Origin of the sequence: Abyssibius alkaniclasticus, from assembly GCF_020447305.1 — a bacterium.
GTDB lineage: Bacteria > Pseudomonadota > Alphaproteobacteria > Rhodobacterales > Rhodobacteraceae > Abyssibius > Abyssibius alkaniclasticus.
Genome location: NZ_CP095732.1, coordinates 1,240,741 through 1,264,954, shown reverse-complemented (window position 1 = coordinate 1,264,954; position 24,214 = coordinate 1,240,741). Strand labels below are relative to the sequence as shown.

Sequence of the window (24,214 nt, the reverse complement as noted above, 5' to 3'; positions counted from 1 at the left end):
GGCCGAAAACGGGCGGACGGAATGGGTGGCCTGGCCGTTATCGTCGCGCGCTGCACTGGTTCATCGGATTATGCTCCCCTGGGTCTCGACACTTGGGTAACATGCACATAGTTTCCCCGCAAACAGGAAACCACCATATGTTCTATCGCCCCGGCACCGACGACCCAAAACCACCGCATTCGCCGTTCAAAGCCATCGTCGCACCCCGCCCGATTGGCTGGATTTCCACGCGCAATGCCGATGGCACGGCCAATCTGGCCCCCTACAGCTTTTTCAATGCCATTTCCGATGCGCCACCAATGGTCATGTTCGGCTCGACCGGCAGCAAGCAAGACCGTGCGCGCGGCAAGGATTCGCTGGCCAATATCCGCGCCAGTGGCGAATTTGTGGTCAATATCGTCAGCCGCGAGCTGGTCGATGCCATGAACATCACCTCGGGGCCCTATGATGCCGGGCATGACGAGTTTGAACTGGCGGGGCTGCAAAAAGCCCCCTGCCGCGTGGTGGATGTGCCGCGCGTGGCCGCCAGCCCCGCCGCGCTGGAATGCCGGCTGTGGCGGATCATCGAGCTTCCGGGCGATGAGAACACCATGACCATCGGCGAGGTTGTCGGCATCCATATCCAAGATCGGTTCATGGAAAACGAAATGTTGAACGTGGCGGCCTATCAGCCTGTGGCCCGGCTCGGCTATAGAGATTACTGCGCCGCGGGGGATCTGTTCCAGCTTACCCGCCCCGGCCAGAAATAAAACGAGGGGCATTATGGACACGGTGATCGGCATTATCGGCGGCAGCGGGCTTTACGAGATTGACGGGTTGAAGGACGCAACATGGCAAGACGTTGCCAGCCCCTGGGGCGCACCGTCTGACGCCATTCTGACCGGCACGCTGAACGGTGTGCGCATGGCCTTTTTGCCACGCCACGGCCGCGGGCATGTGCATAGCCCCACCACTATCAACTACCGCGCCAATATCGACGCGCTCAAGCGGCTTGGCGTCACCGATGTATTTTCCGTTTCCGCCTGCGGCTCGTTCCGCGAAAACATGGCGCCGGGTGACTTTGTGGTGGTCGACCAGTTCATCGACCGCAGCTTCGCGCGCGAAAAATCCTTCTTCGGCACGGGCTGCGTTGGCCATGTCTCAATGGCGCATCCGACATGCGCGCGGCTTTCAGCCCATGCGCTGGCGGCGGGCAAGGCGGCAGGTGTAACCATCCATAACGGCGGCACCTATCTGGCAATGGAGGGGCCGCAATTCTCCTCGATCGCCGAAAGCAAAATGTATCGGGAAAGCTGGGGGGCCGATGTGATCGGCATGACCAATATGCCCGAAGCCAAACTCGCCCGCGAAGCCGAGCTTTGCTATGCGTCCGTGGCCATGATCACCGATTTTGACAGTTGGCACCCCGAACATGGCACTGTCGACATCGCCCAGATCATCGGCACGTTGCAGGGCAACTCGGCCAAGGCGCGTGATCTTGTGGCGCGTCTGCCCGCCTTGCTTGGCGCCCGTCGCGCCCCCTGCCCGCATGGCTGCGACCGCGCGCTGGAATTCGGCATCATGACCGCCCCCGAAGCCCGCGACCCGGCGCTGCTGGCCAGGCTCGATGCCGTGGCGGGCCGCGTTCTGAACCGTTAAAAAACCCGCACGCACCCCTGTTCCTTGGCAAATCCAGCCGCTAAGCTGCCAAGGCCCCGCGTAATGAAGGCCAATGGACAAGGGATGGCGCGAATGACAACGACCGGCGTGATCCTCGGCAAATTCATGCCGCCCCATGAAGGCCATGTCGCCCTTGTGCGCACCGCGCAGCACTTGGTGGACCGGCTGACGATCATCCTGTCGGCCAGCGATGCCGACCCGATTCCACCCGCCGTGCGCAAGGGCTGGATGCAGGAACTCTTTCCGCTGGCCGAAGTGATCGTGCAGAACAATGGCGACGAGCCGCTCCCCTCCGACGATCCGGGCTGGGCGCGCATCATCCGTGGCTTTCACCCCGAGCCGATCGATCGTGTCATCGGTTCGGAAGACTACATCGTAACCCTCGCCCGCGCGCTTGGCGCGCAGCATTTCATTCTCGACCCGATGTGGATGGCCTATCCCGCCGATAGCGCCGAAATTCGTGCCAACCCCAATGAACACTGGAAATCGCTGCCGAGTGTCGTGCGGCCCTGGTATCAGAAACGGCTCACGCTTGTCGGGCCGGAAAGCACCGGCAAATCCTATCTGGCCGATGTGCTGGCGCGCGAATTTGGCGGGCCTTACGTGCCGGAATATGGCCGCCCTTACGAAAAATACCGCGCCGAGGGTGATTACCGCGCAGAGGAATTACACTTCATCGTCGATGGCCATGTCGCCCACCGCCGCACGCTGGCCATGATGGCCGGCCCGCTGCTGTTTGAAGATACCGACCCGCTGCTCACCGCCGTCTGGGCCGAAATGCTGCTGGGCCACAGCCTGCCCGACCTCGAAGCACGCATCGAACTGCCCGAACATTACCTGCTGCTCGACCCGGAAATCCCCTGGGAAAACGACCCTATCCGCTATTTCGCCCGCGCCGATCTGCGCCGCCGCTTTTACGAGCTGACCGAGGCGAAATTGCAGGCCCACGGCGCCAGCTACACCATTGTTTCCGGCGATTATGCCGCGCGCCAGGCCAAGGCCATTGCTATTGCCGCCGATATGCTCAAAACCCCGAAAAGGACAGGTTGATGCCCAACAGCAAAACCGTGCGCGACTATATCCGCACCATCCCCGATTTTCCGCATAAGGGCATCATGTTCCGCGATGTCACCACGCTGTTTGCCGATGCACGCGGCTTTCGCATCGCTATCGACCAGCTTTTGCACCCCTATGCCGGCCAGAAAATCGACAAGGTTGCCGGGCTGGAAGCACGCGGCTTCATCCTTGGCGGCGCGGTTGCCCACCAGCTTGGCGTGGGCTTCGTGCCGATCCGCAAGAAGGGCAAGCTGCCGGGGGAAACGGTGGAACAAGCCTATCAGCTTGAATATGGCGAGGCGGTGATGGAGCTTCATACCGACGCGATTGAACCCGGTGAACGTATCTTGATGGTCGATGATCTTTTGGCCACCGGCGGCACCGCCGAAGCGGGCATCCGCCTGATCGAACGGCTCGGCGGCAAGGTCGTCTCCAGCGCCTTTGTCATCGACCTGCCCGACCTTGGCGGCCGCGCAAGGTTGGCCAAAATGGGCATGGATGTGCATAGCCTGTGTGAGTTTGAAGGCGATTAGCCGTGCCCCGACTGGCGTTTTCAACACCACGGTTGCGTGTTCTGCCCATCCAAGACGCGCTTGCAAACCCGCGTGGTTTCAAGGCAGAACTCAGCCAGATTCTAACGCCGCCTGTGCTGGCGCCCCTCCCGCCCTCGCTTCAACTGAAAGGCCGGTCCATCACGGAATGGATCGCAACCCAATCCGCCAATAGCGATGTTCTTGTCATCCGCGACCGGGACAAGACGGCACTCATCGGGCTCATGCTGCTGCATATTGAACCCGCGGCCACGCCTGACTGTCATCTTGGCTATCTGATCGCAGAACCAAACTGGGGGCAGGGTTTTGCGACCGAACTCCTTGAAGGTTTCATCACGTTCTGCCGCGCAAATTTCCCGGCAATAAAGCTATTGGCTGGTGTTGACGCAGACAATCCCGCTTCGGCGCGCGTGCTAAAAAAGGCGGGCTTTACGGCGCGACCCAACCCGCAAAGCCCGACAGGCACGCTGTTCCAGCTGCAATTGCCCTAATCGTCAACCTGCAAAACCCTCATCTTTTGCTTAAAAATATCCCCGCCGGAGGCATCTGCCCGCGCGGCAAGGCTCAGCCCTCGGGCACCAGCGCGCCGGGGTTCAAAATTCCCGCCGGGTCCAGTGCCGCCTTGACTGCGCGCATCATCTCCAGCTTCACCGGGTCGCCATAGCGGCGCAGCTCGTTCAGCTTCAGCCGCCCGATGCCGTGTTCGGCGCTGAAACTGCCGCCATATCTGGCCACAAGGTCATAGACCGCGCGCTTCACGCCATCGGCATGTTCGCGATAATCGCGGCCCTTTTTGCCCTGCGGCGGGAAAATGTTGAAATGCAGGTTGCCATCGCCCAGATGGCCGAAGCAGTTGATGCGCAGCACAGGGTCGATCGCGCCGCGCGCGGCATCAATGAAAGCGGGGATAGCTGCAAGCGGCAGCGCGATATCATGGCTCGACACCGCCCCGATAGCGCGGTTCGCTTCGGGGATTCGTTCGCGCATCTGCCAGAAGCGCGCGCGCTGCGCTTCGGATTGCGACATCAACGCATCCTGGCAAAGCCCGGCTTCAAATGCCGCGCCCAGGGCCGCCTCGATGCGTGCGCCCAGATCTTCGCCCGGCCCTGCACCGCACTCCATCAGCACCACCCACGGGCTATCGGGCAGACCAGCAGGCAGCGCCATCACACCGGCCTCACCCAGAAATTCCAGCCCCGTGCGATCAATCAGTTCATAGGCGGAAATGACATCGCCCAAATCCGCGCGCATCCGGCCAAGCAGCGCCAGCGCCGCTTTGGGGCTGTCCACAGCAATCCACGCGGCCAGCCGCTGGGTCGGTTGCGCAAACAGCCGCAGCACGGCGGCGGTGATCACGCCCAAAGTGCCCTCGGCCCCGATCATCAGATGGCGAAAATCATAGCCGGTATTGTCTTTGTGCAGCCCGCTCAACCCGTGCCAGATGCGCCCGTCGGCCAGCACAACTTCCAGCCCAAGGCACAGGTCGCGCGCATTGCCGTAGCGCAGCACATTCACCCCGCCCGCATTGGTGCTTAGCACGCCACCAATTTGCGCTGACCCCTCCGAGGCGAGGCTAAGCGGGAAAAGCAGCCCCATATCAGCCGCCACATCCTGCACATTCTGCAAAATCGCACCGGCTTCAACCGTCAGGCTTTGGGCGTCGGCATCCTTCCTGCGAATGGTCTTCATCCGGTCGAGCGACAGCAGTATCGGCAGTGCCCCGTCAACCAGGCTGCGCGCGCCTGTCAGCCCCGTGCCGCCGCCCAGCGGAACAACCCCGACCCGCGCCGCGTGGCAAAGCTTGAGAACAGCAGAAACCTCGGTCGTATTCGAGGGGCGCACGGTTGCGGCCGCGCGGCCAACAACCAGCCCGCGTGGCTCGTGCAGGTCATCATGGCTGGGGGGGCGCATTCCGATATCGCCGACAATGGCCTTGATGTCGCGCAAAAGGGCTTCATTGGCGTCGTTCAGCAGCATTTCACCCCCTAGCCCGCATCGGTCTTGCCGCGACGGTCGCGCCGCAAGCTGGCATATAGCACATGTGTGCGCCAGCGCCCGGCAATTTGCAGATAGCTTTGCGCCACACCTTCATATTTGAAGCCGCAGCGTTCCAGAACCGCGCGCGAGGCGGCGTTTTCCGGCAGGCAGGCGGCCTCGACGCGGCTGAGGTTCAGCTGGCTGAAGGCATGGTCAACCACCAGCTTTACGGCCTCGGTCATATAGCCCTGGTTGGTAAATTCCTGCCCCATCCAGTAGCCAAGGCTGCCCGCCATTGCCGGGCCACGGCGGATATTGTCCAGCGTGATGCCGCCCAGCAGGCACCCGTCATCGTTGCGAAAGATCAGAAAGCTCAGCCCTCGGTCCTGCTCGGCGCTGCGCCGCGCCCACCAGACACGGTTGCGAAAGGCGCCGCGCCCCAGAAAATCGCTATCGCGCAGCGGCTCCCAGGGGGCAAGAAAGGCGCTGCTTTTCAAACGCAGCCCGCGCCAGTTGGCATGGTCGGCCATAACGGGCAAACGCAATGTAATGCGCGCGCCGCGCAATTGTTTGGCTTTGCGCGCCCAAAGCACCGCTCAGGCGGCCAGCCGCGCGGAAAGCGCAGCAATGCTGGGGGCGCGGCCAATCGGGCCATAAAGCGCGCCGGCCATCGGCTGGTTGAGCAGCGTTGCGCCAAAATCGCGCACGGTTTGCCGGCTTACCGCATCGATCTTGGCCACGGTTTCGCTGAGCGGAATGATCCGGCCCCAAATGGCGGTAGAGCGCGCAAGCCGTTCGGCCCGTGCGCTGGCGCCTTCCAGCCCCATCAGCATACCGGCTTTCAGCTGCACGCGCGCGCGGTCAATCTCGGCCTGGCTCAGGTCATCGACCGCGCGGCGGATTTCATCAATCGTGACGGTGGAAAGCTCGGCAAGGTCAGCCTCGGATGTGCCTGCGTAAATGGTCAGCAAACCATTATCGTTGCCCGCGCTGGCACTGGCCATGATCGAATAGCAAAGCCCGCGCTTTTCGCGCAATTCCTGAAACAGCCGCGAGGACATGCCGCCACCAAGCGCCAGCGCAAACACCTGCGCATCAAAGAAACTGGCATCCTGATAGGCAGGGGCGGGCAGGCACAGGCTCATATGCGCCTGCTCCAGATCTTTTACTTCGCGCCGCTCGCCACCCTGATATTGCGCCGGGGCAACCTCAGGCGCGGGGCGGTTGGCGGCAGAGGCAAAGATCGCCTCGGCCTGTTTTACAATCGCATCATGATCAACCGCGCCGGCAGCCGCCAGAACCATTCGGTCGGGGCTGTAATGCTGGCCGATGAAGCTGGCCAGATCGTCGCGCTGAAAGCCGCGCACGCGTTCCTCGGTTCCCAAAATCGAACGGCCCATCGGCTGGTTCGGATAGGCGATTTCCTGCAACCAGTCGAAAATGATATCATCGGGCGTATCAAGCGTCTGGCCGATTTCCTGCAAAATCACCCCGCGCTCGATTTCCACCTCGGCATCGGCCAGGGTGGGCTCCAGCAGAATATCGCCCAGCACATCCAGCGCCAGCGGCACATCGCCCGCCAGCACGCGGCTGTAATAGGCGGTGGTATCGCGGCTGGTATAGGCGTTCAGATAGCCGCCAACATCCTCAATCGCCTCGGCGATTTGCAGGGCCGAGCGCCGCTGCGTGCCCTTGAACGCCATATGCTCCATGAAATGCGCAATGCCGTTCTGCGCCAGCGTTTCATGCCGCGTGCCAACCCCGACCCAAAAGCCGAGCGAGGCGGATTCCAGATGGTCCATCGCCTCGGTGACAATGGTCAGCCCTGACTCAAGCACATGGGTTTGCACGCTCATCGGCGGCTCCTTTCGCGCACAATGGCCTTCAGCGCCGCAAGATCATTGGCGACGCGGGTCTGCCGCTCTGCCCGGTCGAACAAATCGGCCATATGCGGTGGCAGGCCGGGGCGCGTGCCTGTCGCCGCCTCAACCGCATCGGGGAATTTGGCGGCATGGGCGGTGGCCAGCACGACCATAGGCACCACGCTATCGCCACGGCAATCCTGCGCCACCTTCACGCCCACGGCGGAATGCGGGCAGATCATCTCGCCGGTTTCTGCGTAAACACGCTTGATCGTCGCGCTGGTTTCAGCCTCGTCACACCGGCCAGAGTCAAACTCGGCGCGCAAGCGTTCGGCGGCACCTTGCGACAGGGTAAAGCTGCCCTTGGCGGATTGATCATCCATAAGCTGCGCCACCGCGCTGCCTTCACGGTCGTAAAGATCAAACAGCAGCCGTTCGAAATTCGATGACACCTGAATATCCATCGACGGGCTGATGGAGGGCGCCACGCCTTCCTTGGCAAACACGCCGCTTTGCAACCCGCGATGCAGAATATCGTTGCGGTTGGTGGCCACAACAAGCCGGTCAATCGGCAGGCCCATGCGTTTGGCCACATAGCCCGCAAAGATATCGCCGAAATTGCCGGTCGGCACGGTGAAGCTGATCTTGCGGTGCGGCGCGCCAAGCGCCACGGCGCTGGTGAAGTAATACACCACCTGCGCCAGAACCCGCGCCCAGTTGATCGAGTTGACGCCGGCAAGGCGCACATCGTCACGAAACGCGAAATCGTTGAACATGTCCTTGAGCCGCGCCTGACATTCATCAAAATCGCCATCAACGGCCAGCGCATGAACATTGGCCTCGGCCGGTGTGGTCATCTGTCGGCGCTGCACGTCGGAAACGCGGCCATGCGGAAACAGGATGAACACATCCACCGCATCGAGCCCGCGAAAGGCTTCAATCGCGGCGCTGCCGGTATCGCCGCTGGTGGCCCCAACAATCGTGACCCGTTCGCCCCTGCGGGCAAGCGCGACTTCAAACATCTGGCCAATGAGCTGCATCGCCACATCCTTGAAGGCCAGCGTCGGGCCGTGATGCAGCTCCATCAGAAATTCGTTGCTGCCGATCTGCACCAGCGGCACGCGGGCCGCATGGCGAAAACGGCCATAGGCGGCCTTGATGATCTTGCGGAACTCGTCATCGCTGAATGTGTCGCCCACAAAGGGGCGCATCACGGCGAATGCCACATCTTCATAGCTTTTGCCTGCCAGCGCGGCAATCTCGTCATGGCTTATCTGCGGCCAGGTTTCAGGCACATACAGCCCGCCGTCGCGCGCCAACCCTGTCAGCATCGCGTCTTCAAAGCTCAGGCTGGGGGCCTGCCCACGGGTCGAGATATAGCGCATTGAAACTCCTATCAGGCTGTCCGGCGCTTGATACGCCAAAGCAGGTAAACTGTCATCCCCGCCCAAACCAGCGCGAGTGAGAACCAGGTAATGACATATTCCAAATGGTTGTTGGGCACATCGGCGGAGCTTACCGGAATAGGCCGCGCGGTAAAGGTGTCAGGGTCAAGCGTTCGTGCAATAATCAGCACAGGCTCGGTGCCAAGCGCGGCCGCCATCGTTGCCACATCGCGCGCGAACCAGCGATTGCGGGCAATATCGGGGGCCGGGGTCCAGGATGAGGTTTCATCGGGCCAGTGCAGATTGCCCGTTATGTCAACCGCAACCGGGCCGGTCACGTCGGAATCCGCCTCGATGGGCAGAAAGCCGCGATCAACCATCAGACGGCGGCCATCTGTCTCGAACACCTGAATGATGCGGTAGCCCGCGCCCTCGTTCGTGCGGCTGGTATAGATGCGCAGCGCCTGATCCTGCAGCAGTCCACTGGCCTGCACGGCAAGATACTTGTCGCGCTTCGCATCGGGCGCCAGCGGCACGGGCACGGGCGGGCTGGAAATACGGCTGTCAATTTCGGCAATCGCGGCCAGCTTCACATTCATGCGCTGCAACTGCCACACGCCCAGCGAGATGAGAATCGCACAGCCGACCAGGCCCAGAACCAGCGCAAAGACATAGCGTTTCATGATAATCCCCAAGGAAAAACGCGGACCCGTTGCCGGACCCGCGTGTGTTTTGTTGCGCTACTGACCCGAATAGCGCCAGTGCGTCAGCTCAGCCGCCCCAGATATAGACAGAGATGAACAGGAACAGCCAGACAACATCAACAAAGTGCCAATACCAAGCGGCGGCTTCAAAGCCGACATGGCGTTCGGGTGTGAAATGCCCTTTGAGCGCACGGATCAGGCAAACGGCCAAAAAGATCGTGCCGACGATGACATGGAAGCCGTGAAACCCGGTCGCCATGAAGAACACGCCACCATAGACGCTTTCGCCGCTGCCAAAGGCAAAGGCGGCTTCGCTATATTCAAAGGCCTGGAAGAAAGTGAAGAGCAGGCCCAGCACAATGGCAAGGATCAGCCCGTTCACAAGGTCTTTGCGGTTGTTTTCATGTGCAATCGCATGGTGGGCCCAGGTTGCCGCAGCCCCCGAACACAGTAGGATGAGCGTGTTGATCAGCGGCAGATGCCAGGGATCGAAGGTTTCAATACCGGCAGGTGGCCAGACACCGTTGACCGCCGGGTAATTGTCGCTCATCGGATAGAGCGCGTTTTTGAAGAACGCCCAGAACCAGGCGAAGAAGAACATCACTTCCGAGGTGATGAACAGAATCACGCCATAGCGCAGACCCAGCACGACAACCGGCGTATGGTCGCCCTCATGGCTTTCCTTCACAACCTCTTTCCACCAGTCGAACATTGTGTAAAGCACACCAATGAGGCCGATGGCAAACATGTAGGGCGCGCTGCCTTTCATCCACAGCACGGCGCCAAAGAACATGATAAAGGCCGAAAGCGCCCCCAGAAACGGCAGGATGCTCGGCTTGAGGATGTGATAGTCGTGGTTCTTCTCATGTGCCATTGATTATGGGTCCTTCATTCACACACGGTCGCCATCAGTTGATGGGGACATTCTCGTCATTCTGGGCGGCTTCGGCAATCCGCAAGCGCATTTCTTCGGTCAATTCGATTTCGCCAAAGGCGTAGGACAGCGTGATTTCACGCACGAACTTGCCTTCGGCATCGGTTACGATTTCCGGATCGACAAAGAACGTTACCGGCATCATGACCCGTTCGCCGGGCATCAGCAACTGTTCGGTGAAGCAGAAACAGTCGATTTTGGTAAAATACCCGCCCGCCGAAAATGGCGTCACGTTATAAACCGCCTGCCCGGCAATGGGGCGGTCGGTGGGGTTATAGGCCTCGTAAAAGGCCAGCCCGGTTTCGCCAATGCGCAGATCCATCGCGCCCTGTGCGGGGCGAAACTCCCAGCCCATCGACGGGTCAATGCTGGCATCAAAGCGGATACTGATGGTTTCGTTCAGGATGACATCGCTGCCCGCATCGGCGGTGGATGTGGTGCCGCCAAAGCCGGTGACCTTGCAAAACAGGTTGTAAAGCGGCACGGCAGCAAAGGACAGGCCGACCATGAAAACCACGATCGCCAAAAGCCGCAGGGCGAGAGCGGAATTTTTGTTCCGCGCCCTCATTCGGCAGCCTCTGCGGCCTCTGCGGCAACCGCGCTCGGGTTGAAGTTCGGCGCGCGCGGATTCTCGGCTTGCGGTTGGCTCATTTTTACAATGGTAACGGAAAACACCACCACGACAAAGGTGCCAAGCACAAGGCCCAGCCCGATATTGCGGCTGGCGCGCCGTTTATGAAGCTCGTGCGGTTCGCGAAATACAGTCATCAGAACACCACCGGCCATGCGGCCCAATTGAGGTTGACGCCACGCAATGCGGCTTCAGCCAACAGCCCTACGAAATGCAGGAACAGATACAGGATTGAAAAGCCGAAAAAACGCTTCTCGGCGCGGTATTTGCTTGCCGCGGCCATTTCGGCTGTCCGGCGGCTCAGCCCGATGGCGCCAGACACGAACATCGCGTTCAGAACAAGCGAAAGGAGGAAATAGACCGGCCCGCCGATCTGGGTAAAGGCCGGTGCAATCGCGATCGGGGCCAGCAGAACGGCATAGGCAAAGATCTGGCGGCGGGTCGATACCTCGCCGCGTGTGACCGGCATCATCGGCACATTGGCGCGCTTGTAATCCTCGTTGCGAAACAGCGCCAGCGCCCAGAAATGCGGCGGCGTCCACATGAAAACCAGCGCGAACATCAGCAGGCTTTCAACGCCCACACCGCCCGTGGCAACGGCCCAGCCGATCATTGGCGGAAAGGCACCTGCAGCGCCGCCAATGACAATATTTTGCGGCGTGATACGCTTGAGCCACATGGAGTAGACCACGACATAAAAGAAGATTGTAAAGGCCAGCAGCCCGGCGGCCAGCAGATTGGCAAACAGGCCAAGCAGCACCACGCTGAAGCCCGTCAGGGCTATCCCGATGGCCAAAGCCTCGCCCGCCGCGACCCGGCCCGAAGGTATGGGGCGCTTTGCGGTCCGTGTCATCAAGCGGTCAATATCGGCATCCCACCACATGTTGAGCGCGCCCGAAGCCCCCGCCCCGACGGCGATGCACAATATGGCGGCCAGAGCAACAACAGGATGCACCGCATTTGGCGCCACCAGCAGACCAACGGCCGCCGTGAAGATCACCAGCCGCATGACACGGGGCTTCAGCAATTCGATATAGTCACCGAATTGCGCCTCGTGTGCTGGGTTCGCTGTCCAACTGGAATCGCTCATCATTGCTTCCTTGGGTGTGTCTGCACCCACTTATTCGGCCGCGGCCAGTTCCACCTGCTCTGCGCCAGCAGTTGCAGCGCCTGCATCGGCGGTTGCCTCGGCAGTTGTGCCGCCCATGCTTTCAAGCCACGCGGCATAGGCTTCGGGGCTGACAACCTTTACGGTGATCGGCATGTAGGAATGGTTCAGCCCGCAAAGCTCGGAACATTGGCCGAAATATACACCCTCGCGGTCGGCCTGGAACCAGGTTTCCTGCAAACGGCCCGGCACGGCATCAAGCTTCACACCAAAGGCGGGCACGGTCCATGAATGGATGACACCTTCCAGCGGCGATGTGATCAGCATTTTTACAACGGCGCCAACCGGAACGACCATCGCATTATCGGTGGCCAGCAGATATTCGTCATCGGCATAGCCATATTCCGCAAGATCCTGGCGCGCCAGCATGATGGCCGCAAAGCTGACCCCGTTTTGCGGATAGTCATATTCCCAATACCATTGCTGCCCGGTGGCCTTGATGGTGATATCGCTTTCAGGAATTTCCATTTGACGAAACAGAACCGGCAGGGACTGCGAACCGATCACGATCAGAATGAGAATCGGCACGATCGTCCAGATCAGCTCGATCGGGGTGTTATGGGTAAAGCGCGCAGGCGTGGGGTTGGCGCGCTTGTTGTAGCGCACGATCACCCAGACCAGCAGCAGCACGACGAAAATGGTAATCGCGGTTACGATCCACATCAGGAAGTTGTGCAGCCAGTGAATGTCCGAGGCCAGTTCGGTTGCGGCGGGCTGGAAAGTATAGCCCTGCGCCTGCGGCTTGCCGACGGTTTCAAGCTCGCCCAGCATGTCCTGTGCCCGGGCGCCCCCAGCCAGCATAACCCCGACAAACACCGACATAAGCCCCGTCGTCAGCCCATTCACAAACTTGCCAATCCGCATGTTTTCATTCCCGTTATCAAAGGCGCCGGGGCGCCGTCTTGCGCCCATGCCGCATAAAGCAGCACAAAGCGCGGTTGTTTGTTGTTCATGATTGACCATATTACGCCACAGATAACAAGCGATCCGTTTGCGGCAATAGGCCGCTTTTTACCTCGCAAATTGTCGCAACCCGCGCCAAGCTTGGCAAATCTGCGACCAGAAAGAGTGACATGCCCGAACAGCTTACCCCCTTCAGCCCTTTTGATTCTCAACTCGAAATCGACTCAGCCCTGTCAGTTTTGCGCGCTGCCACCAATGGTGCCGATGATGGCGAGTTGTTTTTTGAGCGCCGCCGGTCGGAATCTTTGGTTTTTGATGACGGGCGCCTGAAAAACGCAAGCTATGACGCGGCCGAAGGCTTTGGTTTGCGCGCTGTGCGCGGCGAGGCGGCGGGCTATGCGCATTCCACCGAGATTTCCGAATCAGCCCTGAAGCGCGCGGCAGAAACCGCGCGGCTGGCCGTGGGTGCGGGCGGTGGAGTGCTGGCCGACGGCCCGCGCAGCACCAACCGCCACCTTTACGCCGAGATCGACCCGATTGCCGATGCGGATTTTACCAGCAAGGTGAACCTGCTGGCCGCGCTTAACGACTATGCCCGCGCGCTCGACCGCCGCGTGGTTCAGGTGTCAGCCCGGCTGAATGCCAGCCTGCAAGAGGTGGTCATTCTGCGCCCCGAGGGCAGCCAGTTTGCCGATACGCGGCCAATGGCGCAGTTTTACGTTTCGGTCATTGTCGAGCATGACGGGCGGCGCGAAACCGGCATGGCGGCTGGCGGCGGGCGGCACGGGCTGGCGCAATTGATGACGCCGGACACATGGCAAGGTTTGGTGGCCGAGGCATTGCGCATTGCGCTGGTGAACCTGTCGGCAGAAGACGCGCCGGCCGGTATGATGGATGTCGCCCTTGGCAATGGCTGGCCCGGCATCATGCTGCACGAGGCGGTTGGCCACGGGCTGGAGGGTGACTTCAACCGCAAGAAATCGTCGGTATTTTCCGAACTGATGGGTAGCCGCGTGGCCGCCCCCGGCGTGAATGTAATCGATGATGGCACCATCCCCGACCGTCGCGGCTCCATCACCTTTGATGACGAGGGCACGCCAAGCGCGCGCAATGTGCTGATCGAGGATGGCATCCTCGTCGGCTATATGAATGACCGCCAGAATGGCCGCCTGCTGGGCACAGGCTCCTCCGGCAATGGCCGCCGCCAATCCTACGCCCACGCCCCCATGCCGCGCATGACCAACACCATCATGCTGGGTGGCCAGGCCGACCCCGCAGATGTGGTCGCCGAGATCAAGAACGGCATCTATGCCGTGGGCTTTGGCGGCGGACAGGTCGATATTACCAACGGCAAATTCGTGTTCTCCTGCACCGAGGCCTATCGCGTAAAGAACGGCAAGGTCGGCGCGCCGGTCAAGGGTGCCACGCTGATTGGTGACGGTGCCACCGCGCTGCAAAACATCCGCGCGATCGGCAATGACATGGCGATGGACCCGGGCCTTGGTTCCTGCGGGAAAGCCGGCCAATGGGTGCCGGTCGGCGTGGGGCAGCCGACCCTGCTGATTGGCGGGCTGACGGTGGGCGGGTCCGGGGTGTGACGCGCCCGGCATCGTTTACGCGCTGTTAACCATCCCCACCCCACACTCCCCCAAACCACGGGGGCGCGATGGAGACCGAGTATTTCTTTGCCGAAGATGCGCATGACACCGCGCTTATTGCCCCGCCGATGGATGATGCGGCGCGGTTTGACTGGCTGCGCCTGATCCGCTCGCGCCGCGTTGGGCCGACCACCTTTCGCCGCCTTATGGCCGAACATGGCAATGCCAGGGCGGCACTTGCGGCACTGGTCGATGTCGCCGCCGCTGCTGGCGTTGCCAATTATGAACCCTGCCCCGAAGGCGTGATCCGCGCCGAAATGAAGGCTGCGCGCAAGCTTGGCGCGCAGATGCTCTGCATGGGCGAGGCGCATTATCCCGCCGCCCTGTCTGGCCTGCCCAGCGCCCCGCCGCTGCTGTGGTGCAAGGGCCGCACCGATGTGCTGATGCGCCCGCTGGTCGCTATGGTCGGGGCGCGCAATGCCTCATCGCTTGGGATGCGCATGGCGCAGAAACTGGCCGATGAGCTTGGCGAGGCGGGGTTTGTCGTTGTCTCCGGCCTTGCACGCGGCATTGATACGGCGGCGCATATGGGCGCGGTGCCGCATGGCACAGTGGCGGTGATGGCGGGCGGGCTGGATGTGGTTTATCCGCCCGAGAACGCAAAGCTCGCCGCCGATATTCCCGAACGCGGGGTCTGCATGACTGAACTCGCCCCCGGCACACAGCCTCAGGCGCGGCATTTTCCGGCCCGCAACCGCATTGTGGCGGGCATGGTGCAGGCGGTGCTGGTCATCGAGGCCGCCGCCAAATCCGGCAGCCTGATCACCGCACGGCTTGCGCTTGATGCCGGGCGCGAGGTCATGGCCGTGCCCGGCCACCCCTATGATGGCCGCGCAAGCGGCTGCAACATGCTCATCCGCGATGGCGCACCCATGCTACGCGGCATTGATGATGTGATCGAGGCTTTGGGCGCCCCGCCCCCGCGCCGCGCGCCCGCCTTCATCCACGCATCTGCCGCAAGCCCGCCGCAAGCCGCCGAAATGCTGGCCCCGACCGAATTGCCGGCCCGCATCCTGGCCTTGCTCTCCACCACGCCGATTGATGAAGATGCGCTGATCCGCGATCTTGCCCAACCCGCCCCCGAGGTGCTTGGCGCGATGCTGGAGTTGGAAATGCAGGGCGCCATCGCCCGCGCCCCCGGTGGGCGCGTGATGAAAACCGCGTAACGCGGCGCAATCCTGCCCTCAAAATAATGAGCGGTTGACAAGCGCCCCACATGCCCCACATGTTCCGCGCCCAAACCGAACCCAGTTATTTCCGGAGTCTTGCATGGCCGTCGTCGTTGTCGAATCCCCCGCTAAGGCCAAGACAATCAACAAGTATCTGGGCCCGGGCTATACGGTTCTGGCCTCTTATGGCCATGTGCGCGACCTGCCGCCAAAAGACGGCTCGGTCGACCCCGACAACAAGTTCGAGATGCTCTGGGAGGTGGCGACCACCTCGCAAAAGCATGTCAAGGCGATTGCCGATGCGCTGAAGGATGACGACACGCTCATCCTTGCAACCGACCCCGACCGTGAGGGCGAGGCGATTTCATGGCATTTGCAAGAGGCGCTGCTCAAACGCCGCGCCATCAAGAAAACCACCCATGTGGAGCGTGTGGTGTTCAACGCCATCACCAAGGCCGCCGTGACCAAGGCAATGGAAAACCCGCGCGAAATCGATATGCCGCTGGTCAACGCCTATCTGGCGCGCCGTGCGCTGGACTATCTTGTCGGCTTCAAACTCTCACCCGTTCTGTGGCGCAAACTGCCCGGCTCGCGCTCGGCTGGGCGTGTGCAATCGGTCTGTTTGCGGCTGATTGTCGAGCGCGAGATGGAGATCGAAGCCTTCAAACCGCAGGAATATTGGAGCGTGACCGCCGCGCTGACCAACCCGCGCGGCGCTGCCTTTGATGCGCGGCTGATCGAGCTTGCCGGCAAGAAGCTCGACAAATTCGACCTTGCCAATGAAACCGATGCCAGCCTTGCGGTGCAGGCGGTCAAAAGCCGCGACCTTACCGTGCTGAATGTCGAAGCCAAGCCCGCCAGCCGCAACCCCTCGGCCCCTTTCATGACCTCGACGCTGCAACAGGAAGCCAGCCGCAAGCACGGCTTTGGTGCGCAAACCACCATGCGCGCCGCCCAGCGCCTGTATGAGGCCGGGCACATCACCTATATGCGGACCGACGGGATTGACATGGCGCCCGAGGCCGTGATGGCCGCGCGCGATGCGATCCGCGCCCGATTTGGCGAAAGTTTCCTGCCCAAATCGCCGCGCATGTATAAGAACAAGGCCAAGAATGCGCAGGAAGCGCATGAATGTATTCGCCCCACGGAAATGGATAAATCGCCCGAAAAGCTGCGGCTGGATGGTGACGAGCGCAAGCTTTACGACCTGATCTGGAAGCGCACCATCGCCAGCCAGATGGAAGCCGCCCGCATGGAGCGCACGGCCGTTGATATTGGTGCGCAAGATGGCCAGGTGCTGCTGCGCGCCAATGGCCAGGTGGTTGTGTTCGAAGGTTTTCTGAAGGTCTATCAGGAAGGCCGCGACGATGTGGCCGAAGATGATGACGCCCGCCTGCCCCAGCTTGCCGTGGGCGAAAAGCTGCTCAAAGAGGCGGTGACGCCCGAGCAGCATTTCACCCAGCCGCCGCCGCGCTATACCGAGGCGACGCTCGTGAAACGCATGGAAGAACTGGGCATTGGCCGCCCCTCGACCTATGCCAGCGTGATCACCACCATTCAGGACCGTGATTATGTCGCCAAGGACAAGGGCCGCCTCATCCCGCAAGACAAGGGTCGCCTGGTTACCATTTTCCTTGAGAATTACTTCCGCCGCTATGTGGAATATGATTTTACCGCCGCGCTGGAAGACGACCTCGACAAGGTTTCGGCCGGCGATGAGGACTGGCAGGTGCTGCTGGCACGTTTCTGGCGCGATTTTTCGGCCGCGATTGGTGAGACGGCAGAGCTGCGCATCACCGATGTGCTTGAGAAAATCAACGAGGTGCTGGAGCCGCATCTCTTCCCCAAAACGCCCGAAGACCCGACGCCGCGCATTTGCAAAACCTGCGGCAACGGGCAGTTGAACCTGAAAACCGCGCGCTCCGGCGGGGCCTTTATTGGATGTTCGAATTACCCCGAATGCCGCTACACCCGCCCGCTTTCCGGCGATATCAACGGCGATATCGGCCCCGATGGCAAGCTGCTGGGCCATGACGATAACGGCCTGCCCGTCAGCCTGCGCGTCGGCCGCTATGGCCCCTTCGTGCAGCTTGGCGAGGTGACGGAAGAGGAACCCAAACCCAAGCGCAGCTCGCTGCCCAAGGGGCTGGCGCCCGATGCGGTGGACCTGCAAAAAGCGCTCGACCTGCTGTCGCTGCCGCGTGCCATTGGCACCCATCCGGATGGTGGTGAGATCGAGGCAAATTTGGGACGATTCGGCCCCTATGTGCTGTGGCACAAACCTGCGGAGGAGGAGGGCGGCAAGCCGTCCAAACTATATGCCAACCTCAAGGATGCCGACGAACTGTTCACCATAGGCATGAACCACGCCGTTGAAATCATCGCGCAAAAGGCCGCGCGTGGCGGCGCGGGCCGTGGTGCGGCGGCCAAGCCCTTGCGTGAACTTGGCGACCACCCCGAAGGCGGGCCGATTGCCGTGATGCCCGGGCGCTATGGCCCCTATGTGAAATGGGAAAAGATCAACGCGACCATTCCCAAGGAACTCACGCCCGAGGATATTTCGCTTGAAGCCGCGATCGGGTTGATCAACGCCAAAGCCGCAACCAAACCCAAGCGCAAGACAGCCGCCAAAAAACCGACGGCGAAGAAAAAACCGGCGGCGAAGAAAGCCGCTGCCAAAAAGCCCGCAGCACGGAAAAAAGCCGAATAAACGGCGCTAGGCGCGGGCCATATCGGCCCAGATCGGCAAATGGTCCGACGCGCGCGCTGCCGACTTGCAGCGATGCACGGCGCTGTTTTCCACCCGCAAGTCGCGGCTATGGGCGATCCGGTCCAACTGGGCAACCGGGCGCTGCGTAGGGTAGCTGCGCCCCGGCACATGCATATCAAGCACGCTGTGAAGCGCGGTCAGGTTGCGGCCCTGCTGGCTCCATTCGTTGAAGTCACCAATCACAATGGCGGGCATGTCGGGCAGGGTTTTCAGATGTTCCACAAGTGCTGCTGATTGCGTGCGCCGGTCCTTGCTGCGCAGCCCCAGATGAAGGCCCACCACCCGCAGCGGGCCACTGGCCAGCGCAAGATCGGCCGAGACGGCACCGCGCGGCTCCAGCCCCGGCAGATCAATGCGCGAAATGCGCGTCACCCTTGTGCCGCGGCGCAGCAAAATCGCATTGCCATGCCAGCCGATACTGCCATTCCGTGTGGCCACATCCAGCGCAAAATAGTCGGTTTCATCCTTCAGCAAAGCCGCAGGAATGCTGCTTTTGCGGGTGCCGAACCGGCGGTCAACCTCTTGCAGGGCAACGATATCGGCCGCAAGGCTATTGACCACGCCCAGCACGCGCAGCGGGTCGCGCCGGTAATCCAGCCCGATGGACTTTCGGATATTGTAACTGGCAATGCGAAACATACGGCCTCCCGCTCATCATATGGGGAAGCGCAGCCAAATTTTCAATTCGCCCAGGTTTTGCGCTGGCGGTGCCGCCCCGGCCTTCCAAACCGGTGCTTCAATGCGCATCACCTGTGCGATTGCCGTGCCGGTTATCCTTGCAAAAACGGGATCGGCAGGCCGAATGTTGCCGCGAGAAGAACGAAATTAAGGCCAAGAACGGCAGTCGCCCCGGCGAATGACAGCGCCCTGACGAACGGACCTGTCACATAAGACCCCATGACATCCCGTCTGGATGTGAAGATAATCAGGGCGATCATTGGAACCGGCAAAGCGATGGACAGCACAACCTGTGACATGACCAGAGCATCGGTTGCGTTATAGCCCAGCGCGACCACGCCGAAGGCGGGCAGCATGGTGACCAGTCGGCGCAGCCAGATCGGCACCTGAAAATGCAAGAACCCCTGCATGATCATCTGCCCCGCCATCGTGCCGACGACCGAGCTTGAGATGCCCGACGTGATCAGCGAGACCAGAAACACAGCCGCCGCCGCCGAGCCAAGCAGCGGCGTCAGCAGGTAATAGGCCGTTTCGATTTCGGCAACGCCGCTATTGCCCTGGTTGAACGCACTGGCCGCCATGATCACCATTGCCATGTTGACCATGCCGGCAATCGCCAGCGCCACGACGACCTCGATATTGGAAAACCGCAGGATGCGGCGGCGCTCGCCTTCGTTGCGAATTGTGGCGCGGCTTTGTGTCAGGCCGGAATGCAGGAAAATCGCGTGCGGCATGACGGTGGCACCGATAATGCCCACCGCAATCGTGAGTGCCGCGCCATCGGGCAAAGCCGGGGTAACAAGGCCCGTTGCCGCCGCGCCCCAATCGACCGGCGCGATCACCAGTTCGACAAGATAGGAAAGCGCAATGATCGCAACCATCGTGCCGATGATAAGTTCCATCGTGCGAAACCCGTGCCGCTCGAAGATCAATATGCCATAGGTAACGATCGCCGTCACCGCCATGCCCCAGATCAGCGGCAGGCCGAACAGCAGCGACAGGCCAATCGCGCCACCCAGAAACTCGGCCAGGTCGGTGGCCATCGCCGCAACCTCGCTGACCGCCCACATGCCCCAGACCACGGGCCTGGGGAAATTGTCGCGCGAGATTTCGGCCAGATTCTTGCCGGTCACGATGCCCAGTCGCGCCGACAGCCCCTGAAACAGCATGGCAATGAGGTTCGCCATCAGCACGACCCAAAGCAGTTGATACCCGTATCCCGCCCCGGCCTGAATATTCGTGGCGTAGTTTCCGGGGTCCATATAGGCGATAGACGCGATAACCGCCGGCCCCACGAACAGGAACCGGCTGAACAGGCCGCGGCGCTGTCCGGAAAGGACATCGGCCATGCCTTGTCGGGTGCGTTCGGTGCTGATCATTCCTGGCCGCCTTTGCTATTGCTGCAAAATATAGCCTTGGCTAGATTTATAACAAGTGGGTTTATCGTCACCGCCCCGGCAAATGCGAAAAAAAGGTTGGTTTCTTCAAGCGTAAATATTACCCTTGGCTTCAAAATGTTTCCAACCGTGACAATTCGCCCCGATCCACTTGGCTAGGCAGAAAGAAGCGCAATGACCGACGCAAAAAACCCAGCGACACAGGTTACGCCCGCCGAGCAGGCCGGACGGTTCGCGCGCGCACGCGAAGTTCAGTCACGCGCATTGCTCGAAGACTATGTCGAGTTGATCGGCGATTTGATCGAGGCACAGGGCGAAGCACGTGTCGCCGATATCGCGGAACGGATGGGCGTGGCGCATCCTACCGCAACCAAGACCATTGCACGCCTCAAGCGAGAAGGATTGGCGACATCGCGGCCCTATCGCGGAATTTTCCTGACCGAGGAAGGCGCGAAACTGGCGCAAAGCGTGCGCGGGCGTCACCGGATTGTGGTTGATCTGCTCGTCGCACTCGGCGTGCCGTCTGACTATGCAGAACGCGACGCTGAAGGGATTGAACATCACGTTTCGCGCCGCACGCTAGAGGCTTTCGAGGTTTTTCTGGCCAAAAAGGCAAACGCGCCCCAACCCTAGCAAATGCCGGGCCCGCACTGCGAAGACGGTTGTTATCGGCAGGCCCATATCCTACATCTGCCTTATGAAATTTCGTGAACAATCCCGCCTTGTTCTGTTCGTGTGGGCCACGCTGGTCATCGCCGCGATTGCCGCCCTTGTCCTTGGCCGCTGGAGCGCGGCTTTCGTTGCCATTGTCACACTTACGCTGACCTTTCTGCCAATGGCCTTTGAAAGCCGGTTCAACATCAAGCTCCCGGCAGAATTTGGTGCCGCCATCGTCCTGTTCCTGTTTGCCACATTGTTTCTGGGCGAGGTCGGGGATTTTTACAACAAATACTGGTGGTGGGATGTGGTGCTGCATACCGGCTCGGCCATCGGTTTCGGGCTTATGGGGTTCATCCTCATTTTCATGATGTTTGAGGGCGACCGCTATGCCGCGCCCCCCATCGCCATTGCCCTGTTCAGCTTTACATTCGGCGTGTCCATCGGCGCGCTCTGGGAGATTTTTGAATTTTTCATGGATCAGTCCTTCGGGCTGAACATGCAAAAATCCGGCCTGCTCGATACGATGTGGGACCTGATCGTCAATACGATCGGCGCAGCACTCGGGGCAACGGCGGGGTTTTTCTACCTCAAGCGGCGGCATTTCGGCTGGCTGTCTTACCTTATCGACAAATTCGTCAAGGCCAATCAGCGGCTGTTTCGCAAACGCAACCGTTAGGAATTCGCATGACGGGGCGCAATCGCCGTGCTAGGGGCGGGGCATGAACAAAATGCCCTCAAAAAACCAGTTGCTGGAATTCATCCGCGAAAACCCGGGTGCCGCCACCAAGCGCGATATCGCCAAGGCTTTTGGCATCAAGGGGGCTGCGCGTATCGAGCTTAAGGCCATGCTGCGCGCGCTTGGCGATGAGGGGCATCTGGAAAAGAAGCGCCGCAGCTTTGCCGATCCGGATGTGCTGGCCCCGGTTGCTGTGCTGGTCATCGACGGGCAAACCAGCGATGGCGAGCTTCTGGCCAGCCCGGCGGTGTGGACAGGCAAGGCCGCCGCGCCGCGCGCGCTGGTCCTGCCCAACCCCTCGGCCCCTGCATTGGCACGGGGTGACAGGGTTCTGGCCAAGACCGAGGCGGTGGATGCCCCCGCCCCCATTACCCACCATGCCCGCCCCATTCGCCGCATAGCCCAGGCGGCCGCGCGCATTGTCGGCGTGTTCCGCCAGGCCGATCATGGCGGGCGCATCCTGCCCGTGGGCAAGGGCCAGGGCGACGAATATCAGGTGGCGGTGGGCGATCGGAACGGAGCGCGCGATGGCGAACTGGTCGAGGCCGAGCCTGCCGGACCCAAAAACCGTATGGGCTTGCGCAAGGCGCGCATCGTCGCGCGCATTGGCGACCCGAGCGCGCCAAAGGCCGTGTCGCTGATTGCCATTCATGAACATGGCATTCCAGACACCTTCCCCGATGAGGTGATCGAGGCCGCCGCCGCTGCCGAACCCGTGGAGCTTGGCAAGCGCACCGATCTGCGCCACCTCCCGCTGATCACCATCGACCCGGCCGATGCGCGCGACCGCGATGACGCTGTCGCCGCGATGGCGGATGACAACCCCGCCAATCCCGGTGGCCATATCCTTTGGGTGGCGATTGCCGATGTCGCCCATTATGTGCGCCCCGGCAGCCCGCTCGACCGCGAGGCGCTGAAGCGCGGCAATTCCTGCTACTTTCCCGACCGCGTTGTGCCCATGCTGCCCGACGCGCTTTCGGGCGATCTGTGCAGCCTGCATGGCGATGTCGACCGCCCCTGTATTGCGCTGCGCATCGTGCTGAACGCCCAGGGTGCCAGGCTTGGCCACGAATTCAAGCGCGGGCTGATGCGCAGCCATGCGGCCCTGTCTTACGAACAGGCCCAGGCCGCCGCCGATGGCTATGCCGATGCGGCGACAGCGCCGGTGCTGGAAAGCGCCATCAAACCCCTCTGGGCCGCCTATAAGGCGCTGCAGGCCGAACGCGACCGCCGCCAGCCCCTGCACCTGGACCTGCCCGAACGCAAGATCGTGCTGGATGAGGCAGGCCAGGTTACTTCCGTGGCCTTTCGTGACCGCTTCGATGCCCACAAGCTGATCGAAGAATGCATGGTGCTGGCCAATGTCTGCGCCGCTGAAACGCTGGAGACCGCGCGCCAGCCGCTGCTTTACCGTGTGCATGAGGAACCCGCCGTCGACAAGCTCGAAGCCCTGCGCGAAGTGGTGGGCGAGGTCGGGCTGACGCTGGCCAAGGGGCAGGTTCTGCAAACGCGCCACCTCAACCGCCTGCTCGATGCGGCGGCGGGGGGTGAGTTTGCCGAAATGGTCAACATGTCGGTGCTGCGCTCCATGACGCAAGCCTATTACGCGCCGCAGAATTTTGGCCATTTTGGCCTGAATCTGCGCCGCTATGCGCATTTCACCAGCCCGATCCGCCGCTATGCCGACCTGATCGTGCATCGTGCGCTGATTACGGTGCATGATTGGGGCCGCGATGGCCTGCCGCTTGACCAGGCCGAACGGCTGGCCGATATCGGCACCGCCGTATCCGCCACCGAACGCCGCGCAATGGTGGCCGAGCGCGACACGACCGACCGCTACCTTGCCGCCTATCTGGCGGAACGGGTGGGCACGGAAATGGACGGTATGGTGTCGGGCGTTGCACGCTTTGGCCTGTTCGTGAGGCTCGATGAAACGGGCGCCGATGGGCTGGTGCCGATCTCGGCTATCGGGCACGAATATTTCCAGTATGACGCCGACGCCCAAACCCTGAAGGGCGAAAAATCCGGACGGCTGATCGCGGCGGGAATGCGCGCGCGTGTCCGCCTGGCCGAGGCTGTGCCGATTACCGGCGGGCTGGCTTTCGATTTGCTGGAATTGCAGGGCAAACCCATTGTGGCGGGCCCGCGCGGGCGCGGCGCGGGGGGGCCAAAACGCAAACTCGTGCGCGCCAAAATCAAGCGCGACAAGGCCAAGCGCAAGCCGCGCAAGTAATTGCCGATGCGCAAAGGCCCGGCTTACATGCACGGGGCACACTGGCTATGCTGCAAGCAATTGGTTTATTTCTGCTGCCGGAG

At 61.4% G+C, this 24,214-nt stretch carries 23 protein-coding genes; 11 read left to right on the top strand and 12 right to left on the bottom strand.

Features of this window, described 5'->3' with window-relative positions:
* Nucleotides 1–137: 137 nt before the first annotated feature.
* The 5 genes from LGT41_RS06445 to LGT41_RS06425 all read left to right on the top strand — a co-directional run bounded on the left by LGT41_RS06445 (nucleotide 138) and on the right by LGT41_RS06425 (nucleotide 3,757).
* Nucleotides 138–749 (top strand): flavin reductase family protein, encoded by a 612-nt coding sequence (locus LGT41_RS06445; protein WP_274129294.1) that lies wholly within the window; start codon nucleotides 138–140, stop codon nucleotides 747–749.
* A gap of 13 nt (nucleotides 750–762) precedes the next feature.
* Entirely contained in the window at nucleotides 763–1,638 is an 876-nt protein-coding gene (locus LGT41_RS06440; RefSeq protein ID WP_274129293.1) for an S-methyl-5'-thioadenosine phosphorylase, read from the top strand.
* A gap of 93 nt (nucleotides 1,639–1,731) precedes the next feature.
* A complete protein-coding gene (locus LGT41_RS06435) occupies nucleotides 1,732–2,709 on the top strand; it encodes an AAA family ATPase (RefSeq protein WP_274129292.1) in 978 nt (325 codons plus the stop codon).
* A complete protein-coding gene (locus tag LGT41_RS06430) occupies nucleotides 2,709–3,248 on the top strand; it encodes an adenine phosphoribosyltransferase (protein ID WP_274129291.1) in 540 nt (179 codons plus the stop codon). Before LGT41_RS06435 ends, LGT41_RS06430 begins: the two co-directional genes overlap by 1 nt.
* A 2-nt stretch (nucleotides 3,249–3,250) precedes the next feature.
* A complete protein-coding gene (locus LGT41_RS06425) occupies nucleotides 3,251–3,757 on the top strand; it encodes a GNAT family N-acetyltransferase (RefSeq protein ID WP_274129290.1) in 507 nt (168 codons plus the stop codon).
* A gap of 73 nt (nucleotides 3,758–3,830) precedes the next feature.
* Here the strand turns inward: LGT41_RS06425 and LGT41_RS06420 are convergent, their stop codons facing one another.
* The 10 genes from LGT41_RS06420 to coxB all read right to left on the bottom strand — a co-directional run bounded on the left by LGT41_RS06420 (nucleotide 3,831) and on the right by coxB (nucleotide 12,791).
* The gene (locus tag LGT41_RS06420; RefSeq protein WP_274129289.1) at nucleotides 3,831–5,243 is read right to left on the bottom strand and encodes an FAD-binding oxidoreductase; all 1,413 of its coding nucleotides are present in this window, start codon (nucleotides 5,241–5,243) and stop codon (nucleotides 3,831–3,833) included.
* 8 nt (nucleotides 5,244–5,251) lie between these two features.
* Nucleotides 5,252–5,836, bottom strand: coding sequence for a GNAT family N-acetyltransferase (locus tag LGT41_RS06415; protein WP_274129288.1), 585 nt, complete (start codon nucleotides 5,834–5,836; stop codon nucleotides 5,252–5,254).
* A 3-nt stretch (nucleotides 5,837–5,839) separates the two neighbouring features.
* Nucleotides 5,840–7,099 carry a M16 family metallopeptidase gene (locus LGT41_RS06410; protein WP_274129287.1) on the bottom strand — a complete coding sequence of 420 codons (1,260 nt, stop codon included), beginning with the start codon at nucleotides 7,097–7,099 and terminating at the stop codon, nucleotides 5,840–5,842.
* Nucleotides 7,096–8,490, bottom strand: a complete 1,395-nt coding sequence (gene thrC / locus LGT41_RS06405) for a threonine synthase (protein WP_274129286.1) — start codon at nucleotides 8,488–8,490, stop codon at nucleotides 7,096–7,098. The genes LGT41_RS06410 and thrC overlap by 4 nt, the downstream gene beginning before the upstream one ends.
* Before the next feature lie 11 nt (nucleotides 8,491–8,501).
* Entirely contained in the window at nucleotides 8,502–9,173 is a 672-nt protein-coding gene (locus LGT41_RS06400; protein WP_337993027.1) for an SURF1 family protein, read from the bottom strand.
* 88 nt (nucleotides 9,174–9,261) lie between these two features.
* Nucleotides 9,262–10,068 (bottom strand): cytochrome c oxidase subunit 3, encoded by an 807-nt coding sequence (locus LGT41_RS06395; RefSeq protein ID WP_274129285.1) that lies wholly within the window; start codon nucleotides 10,066–10,068, stop codon nucleotides 9,262–9,264.
* 34 nt (nucleotides 10,069–10,102) lie between these two features.
* A complete protein-coding gene (locus LGT41_RS06390; RefSeq protein ID WP_274129283.1) occupies nucleotides 10,103–10,696 on the bottom strand; it encodes a cytochrome c oxidase assembly protein in 594 nt (197 codons plus the stop codon).
* Nucleotides 10,693–10,896, bottom strand: a complete 204-nt coding sequence (locus LGT41_RS06385; RefSeq protein WP_274129282.1) for a hypothetical protein — start codon at nucleotides 10,894–10,896, stop codon at nucleotides 10,693–10,695. Before LGT41_RS06385 ends, LGT41_RS06390 begins: the two co-directional genes overlap by 4 nt.
* The gene (gene cyoE / locus LGT41_RS06380) at nucleotides 10,896–11,849 is read right to left on the bottom strand and encodes a heme o synthase (RefSeq protein ID WP_274129281.1); all 954 of its coding nucleotides are present in this window, start codon (nucleotides 11,847–11,849) and stop codon (nucleotides 10,896–10,898) included. Before cyoE ends, LGT41_RS06385 begins: the two co-directional genes overlap by 1 nt.
* 30 nt (nucleotides 11,850–11,879) lie before the next feature.
* On the bottom strand, nucleotides 11,880–12,791 hold the full coding sequence (coxB, locus tag LGT41_RS06375; RefSeq protein WP_274129279.1) for a cytochrome c oxidase subunit II: 912 nt from the start codon (nucleotides 12,789–12,791) through the stop codon (nucleotides 11,880–11,882).
* Nucleotides 12,792–13,000: 209 nt separating this feature from the next.
* Between coxB and LGT41_RS06370 the strand changes: the two genes are divergently transcribed.
* From LGT41_RS06370 to topA, 3 genes are all read left to right on the top strand, one after another.
* Entirely contained in the window at nucleotides 13,001–14,428 is a 1,428-nt protein-coding gene (locus tag LGT41_RS06370) for a TldD/PmbA family protein (RefSeq protein WP_274129278.1), read from the top strand.
* A gap of 68 nt (nucleotides 14,429–14,496) precedes the next feature.
* Nucleotides 14,497–15,654 carry a DNA-processing protein DprA gene (gene dprA, locus LGT41_RS06365; protein WP_274129277.1) on the top strand — a complete coding sequence of 386 codons (1,158 nt, stop codon included), beginning with the start codon at nucleotides 14,497–14,499 and terminating at the stop codon, nucleotides 15,652–15,654.
* A 103-nt stretch (nucleotides 15,655–15,757) separates the two neighbouring features.
* Nucleotides 15,758–18,367, top strand: coding sequence for a type I DNA topoisomerase (gene topA / locus LGT41_RS06360; protein ID WP_274129276.1), 2,610 nt, complete (start codon nucleotides 15,758–15,760; stop codon nucleotides 18,365–18,367).
* A 6-nt stretch (nucleotides 18,368–18,373) separates the two neighbouring features.
* On the opposite strand, the gene LGT41_RS06355 is transcribed toward topA, so the two are convergent.
* Complete coding sequence (locus tag LGT41_RS06355) at nucleotides 18,374–19,066, bottom strand: endonuclease/exonuclease/phosphatase family protein (RefSeq protein WP_274129275.1); 693 nt, start codon at nucleotides 19,064–19,066, stop codon at nucleotides 18,374–18,376.
* Between the two features lie 131 nt (nucleotides 19,067–19,197).
* Complete coding sequence (locus LGT41_RS06350) at nucleotides 19,198–20,484, bottom strand: Nramp family divalent metal transporter (protein WP_274129274.1); 1,287 nt, start codon at nucleotides 20,482–20,484, stop codon at nucleotides 19,198–19,200.
* A 192-nt stretch (nucleotides 20,485–20,676) separates the two neighbouring features.
* On the opposite strand from LGT41_RS06350, the gene mntR reads away from it, so the two are divergent.
* The 3 genes from mntR to rnr all read left to right on the top strand — a co-directional run bounded on the left by mntR (nucleotide 20,677) and on the right by rnr (nucleotide 24,131).
* On the top strand, nucleotides 20,677–21,135 hold the full coding sequence (gene mntR / locus LGT41_RS06345) for a manganese-binding transcriptional regulator MntR (RefSeq protein WP_274129273.1): 459 nt from the start codon (nucleotides 20,677–20,679) through the stop codon (nucleotides 21,133–21,135).
* A gap of 64 nt (nucleotides 21,136–21,199) precedes the next feature.
* Nucleotides 21,200–21,838: a DUF2238 domain-containing protein gene (locus tag LGT41_RS06340; RefSeq protein ID WP_274129272.1), complete on the top strand. Its 639-nt coding sequence runs from the start codon at nucleotides 21,200–21,202 to the stop codon at nucleotides 21,836–21,838.
* 43 nt (nucleotides 21,839–21,881) lie between these two features.
* Entirely contained in the window at nucleotides 21,882–24,131 is a 2,250-nt protein-coding gene (gene rnr, locus LGT41_RS06335) for a ribonuclease R (RefSeq protein ID WP_274129271.1), read from the top strand.
* Nucleotides 24,132–24,214 lie beyond the last annotated feature (83 nt).